General features: G+C 74.0%; 4 protein-coding genes and 1 pseudogene. 1 reads left to right on the top strand and 4 read right to left on the bottom strand.

Annotated features, from left to right (window positions below):
• The coding region (locus tag B7767_RS40135; protein ID WP_107486613.1) for an EamA family transporter at window positions 1-900 on the bottom strand (900 nt) is incomplete at its 3' end.
• Between the two features lie 110 nt (window positions 901-1,010).
• Between B7767_RS40135 and B7767_RS40140 the strand changes: the two genes are divergently transcribed.
• Window positions 1,011-1,517 carry a MarR family winged helix-turn-helix transcriptional regulator gene (locus B7767_RS40140; RefSeq protein ID WP_085576228.1) on the top strand — a complete coding sequence of 169 codons (507 nt, stop codon included), beginning with the start codon at window positions 1,011-1,013 and terminating at the stop codon, window positions 1,515-1,517.
• Between the two features lie 49 nt (window positions 1,518-1,566).
• On the opposite strand, the gene B7767_RS40145 is transcribed toward B7767_RS40140, so the two are convergent.
• The 3 genes and pseudogenes from B7767_RS40145 to B7767_RS40155 all read right to left on the bottom strand — a co-directional run.
• Window positions 1,567-3,012 (bottom strand): FAD-dependent monooxygenase, encoded by a 1,446-nt coding sequence (locus B7767_RS40145; RefSeq protein WP_085576229.1) that lies wholly within the window; start codon window positions 3,010-3,012, stop codon window positions 1,567-1,569.
• 136 nt (window positions 3,013-3,148) lie between these two features.
• Window positions 3,149-3,424 (bottom strand): hypothetical protein, encoded by a 276-nt coding sequence (locus tag B7767_RS40150; protein WP_030818505.1) that lies wholly within the window; start codon window positions 3,422-3,424, stop codon window positions 3,149-3,151.
• A gap of 159 nt (window positions 3,425-3,583) precedes the next feature.
• Window positions 3,584-3,933, bottom strand: a pseudogene (locus B7767_RS40155) (4-alpha-glucanotransferase); the annotation flags it as partial.

The raw sequence follows: 3,933 nt of genomic DNA on the forward strand, positions 1-3,933 counted from the left end.
CGCGGCGCGGGAGGACGCGGGCGCCGCGGTGGCCGTCCGGGCGGACGGGGCGGCGCCCTGGCCGGCCACCGTGGCACCGAACGCCAGTGCCATGCCCGCCAGTTGCAGCGGTGTCAGGCTCTCACCGAGGGCCGCCCAGCCGACCACCGCCGCCGTGAGGGGGCTGAGCGGGCCGAGGAAGGTGACCTGGGTGGCGGTGAGACGGCCGATGCCCCGGAACCAGAGCCAGTACGCGATCGCCGTGTTCGCCAGGGCGAGGTAGAGGTAGCCGCCGGCCGCCGGGGCGTCCAGGGCGGGCGGGGCGCCCTCGGCCAGGAAGGCGACGGGCGCGATCAGCAGGCCTCCGGCCGTCAGCTGCCAGCCCGTCAGGGCGAGCGGGCCGACGCCCTCCGGGCGGCCCCAGCGCTTGGTGAGGACGGTGCCGGCGGACATCGAGGCGGTGGAGGCGAGGGCCGCGGTGACACCCAGCACGTCCAGCGCGCCGGCCGCCTTCAGGACCACCAGGCTGACGCCGAACGCGGCCACGACCCCGGTGACCACGTTGCGGACCGTCGGCCGCTGCCCCAGCAGCAGCGCCGAGAGGCCGACCACGAGCAGGGGGCCCGCCGAGCCGACCACCGCCGCCATGCCGCCGGGCAGCCGGTACGCGGAGAGGAACAGCAGCGGGAAGAAGGCACCGATGTTGAGCGCGCCGAGCACCACCGCCTTCCACCACCAGGCCCCGCGCGGCAGCACCCGGACGAGCGCGAGCAGGACCAGCCCGGCGGGCAGGGCGCGCATCAGGCCGGTGAACAGGGGCCGGTCGGGCGGGAGGAACTCCGTGGTCACGGCGTAGGTGGTGCCCCAGGAGACGGGGGCGAGGGCGGTGAGCGCGATGAGGGTGGCACGGTTCGCGGCCATGACGGGCGCACCTCTTCCGAGTAGGTCGATGACAAGTAGCTTAGTCGCAAGCTACTTGCCGTCAACCTACTTTCTTGCGTGTGACCGATTCTCGGCGGATACTCCTGTCCATGACCGCAGAGCAGCGCACCCAGGACCCCGTCGACGCGATCATCGAGCAGTGGGCGCGGGTGAGGCCCGATCTCGACACCGCCGGCATGGAGGTCTTCGGGCGCGTCTTCCGGCTCGCGCGCGCCATGGGCGACCGGATGGAGAAGGAGTACGCCAGGTACGGGATCTCGCGCGGGGAGTTCGACGTCCTCGCCACCCTGCGCCGCTCCGGGGAGCCCTACACCCTCTCCCCCCGCCAGCTCTCGGCCACGCTGATGCTCACCACCGGCGGGATGACCGGCCGCCTCGACAAGCTGGAGCGCGCGGGACTGCTCCGCCGCTCCCCCGACCCGCACGACCGCCGCGGACTGCAGGTCACGCTCACCGAGGCGGGCCTGCGCCTGATCGACGCGGCGGTCGGCGCGGGTCTCGCCGTCCAGACGGAGGCCCTGTCCACCCTGGACGGGGAGCGGGCGGGGGAGCTGGCCGGCCTGCTGCGGGAGCTGCTGCTCGCGACCGAGAGGTAGGGGCCGCCTCCCTTCCTCGGCTCCTCCCCTTCCTCGGCTGCTCGGCTCCTCAGCCGACGTGCGTGGCGAGCGCGGCCTCGACGTCGGCCGCGCCGGCGGAGTCCGCCGCCCAGGCCACGTATCCGTCGGGGCGCACCAGCACGGTCGTACGGCGGCTCCCGGACGCCCAGCGTTCCACCGCCAGCCGTTCCTTGCGGGCGCCCCCGTCGTCGTACGGCTCCGGTGTGATCAGTACGAACCGGCCACCGCGCAGCGCCTGGTGCAGACGGCCTCCGCCCCCGAGCGCCACGTCGGGGACGCGCAGGCCGGTCATGCGGTGGGCGCCGAGGGGTGCGGCGTACCGGATGCCGACGCCGGTGACCTGGCCGAGCGCCCGGCGGCGGACCGGGGCGGCACGGGTGACCACCGCTGCCAGGGCCGCGCGCAGCGCCAGGGTCGTGGAGCGCCGGGCCATGGCGAACCGGACGATGCCGCCGCTGCTGCGCAGCACCGTCCGGCCGACCGGGTGCCGTTCGGCGTGGTAGGTGTCGAGCAGCGCGTCGGGGGCGTGGCCGTCCAGCACCTGGGCGAGCTTCCAGCTCAGGTTGGCCGCGTCCTGCATGCCGGTGTTCATGCCCTGTCCGCCGGCCGGGGTGTGCACGTGCGCGGCGTCCCCGGCGAGGAAGACGCGGCCCACGCGGTAGGCGGGCGCCTGGCGTTCGTCGCTGTGGAAGCGGGACATCCAGCGGGCGTCGTGCATGCCGTGGTCCCGGCCGAGGGCGAGGCGGGCGATCTCCTTGATCTCGTCGAGGCCGAGGGGGGCGTCGTCGGGGACGTCGCGGGCCCGGTTCCAGCCGATGAACCGGTGGTAGCCGTCGCCGAACGGCGCGAGGAAGGCGAAGGCGTCCCCGACGGTGTTCACGGTGAGCAGCGTCTCCGGCTGCTCGGCGAGCCGTACGTCCGCCAGGACCACGGACCGGATGACGGAACGTCCGGGGAACGGCAGCCCGACCGCCTCCCGTACGGTGCTGCGCATTCCGTCGGTGCCGACGACGTACGCGGCCCGCAGTTCCCCGTGCTCCCCGCCGGGGCCCTTCGTCCGGACCGTCACGCCGTCCGCGTCCTGGGTCAGTCCGGTCGCCCCGGTCTCGTACCGGAAGTCGGCGCCGGCCTCGACGGCCCGCCGCAGCAGGGCCTTCTCCACCTCGTACTGCGGGATGACCAGGAGGTGGGGGAAGCGGGAGGGGAGCGCGCGGAGGTCGAGTTCGAGCCGGTCGTACAGGCGCAGCCGGTCGAGCGGGCGGCCGACCGCCTCCAGCTCGTCGGCCAGGCCCCGCACGTCGAGCTGTTCGAGGGTGCGGGCGTGCAGGACGAAGGCACGGGAGAGGTTGCTGATCCCGCGGGCGCGCTTCTCGACGACGGTGACGGGGACGCCGGCGGCCGCCAGGTCACCGGCCAGCAGCAGACCGGTGGGGCCGGAACCGACCACGACCACGGTACGGGTGGTGCCGTTCATCAGGACCTCCTCGGTGCCATCTGTGAGGAGATCGTGCCGTGGCGGAACGCGCAAGGGCGCTTTTCGGCAACGCCGAGGGCGCCGGCCCCGCGCACGGCGGTGACGGCGCCCTCTTCAAGAGCGGGTGAGCCCCGGGTCAGGCCTTGGCTTCGGCCTTGGTGCTGATGTTGGAGCTGGTCGGGTCCTTCTTCTTGTGCGACTTGTCGCCGACCATCACCAGGGCGGCGATGATCACGAACAGCGCGATCGGGGCCACGACGTAGAGGCCCAGCGTCTCGATGACGCTCAGGCCGGTGCCGGGGTCGTCGCCGTCGTCGCGGGTGAGCGCGAGCGCGGGGGACGACATGAGCAGCATCATCAGCGTCGTACCGGCTGCCAGGGCGCCGGCGCGCAGGGCGTTCTTCTTGTCCACGGTGCCCAAACTATCCAACACGGTCGGGGTCCGCGCGCGCGGGGTGCCGTTAAGCCGCCCTCGCGGGCGTCCACGTTCCCGCGGGCAGTCGTGCCGCACACCGCCGCTCCCGCGCCCACCCGTGCCGCCCCAGCGGCACGACTGCCCGCGGGAGCGGAGTCAGTGCCTCAGCGCGTCGATCAGTGCTCGGAGTCGAGGTGACTCCGTCAGTTGCTCCAGTGTCACCGGGCGGCCCCGCGCGTCCGCGACCGGCAGTCGCCAGTTCGGGTACTGGTCCCACGTACCGGGCAGGTTCTGCGGGCGCCGGTCGCCGACGCCGTCGGGGAGCCAGACCCCGATCATCCGGGCCGGCGTACGCAGCAGGTACCGGTGGACGGCCTGGATCTCGGCCTCCTCGGAGGCGTCCGCTCCCATCAGCCCCAGCCGCACGAACAGCTCCCGCCACTCCGCCGTGTCGGCCGCCGCCTCCGCCCGCTCCTCCGCCGGCGACCGCGTGAGCAGTCCCAGAC

The sequence above is a fragment of the Streptomyces sp. 13-12-16 genome, assembly GCF_002114215.1.
Classification (GTDB): Bacteria; Actinomycetota; Actinomycetes; order Streptomycetales; family Streptomycetaceae; genus Streptomyces.

What these genes read in the sequence shown, in the direction of transcription:
- B7767_RS40140 (WP_085576228.1), top strand. Translation starts at nt 1,011, where the DNA reads ATGACCGCAGAGCAGCGCACCCAGGACCCCGTCGACGCGATCATCGAG.
- B7767_RS40145 (WP_085576229.1), bottom strand. Translation starts at nt 3,012, where the DNA reads ATGAACGGCACCACCCGTACCGTGGTCGTGGTCGGTTCCGGCCCCACC.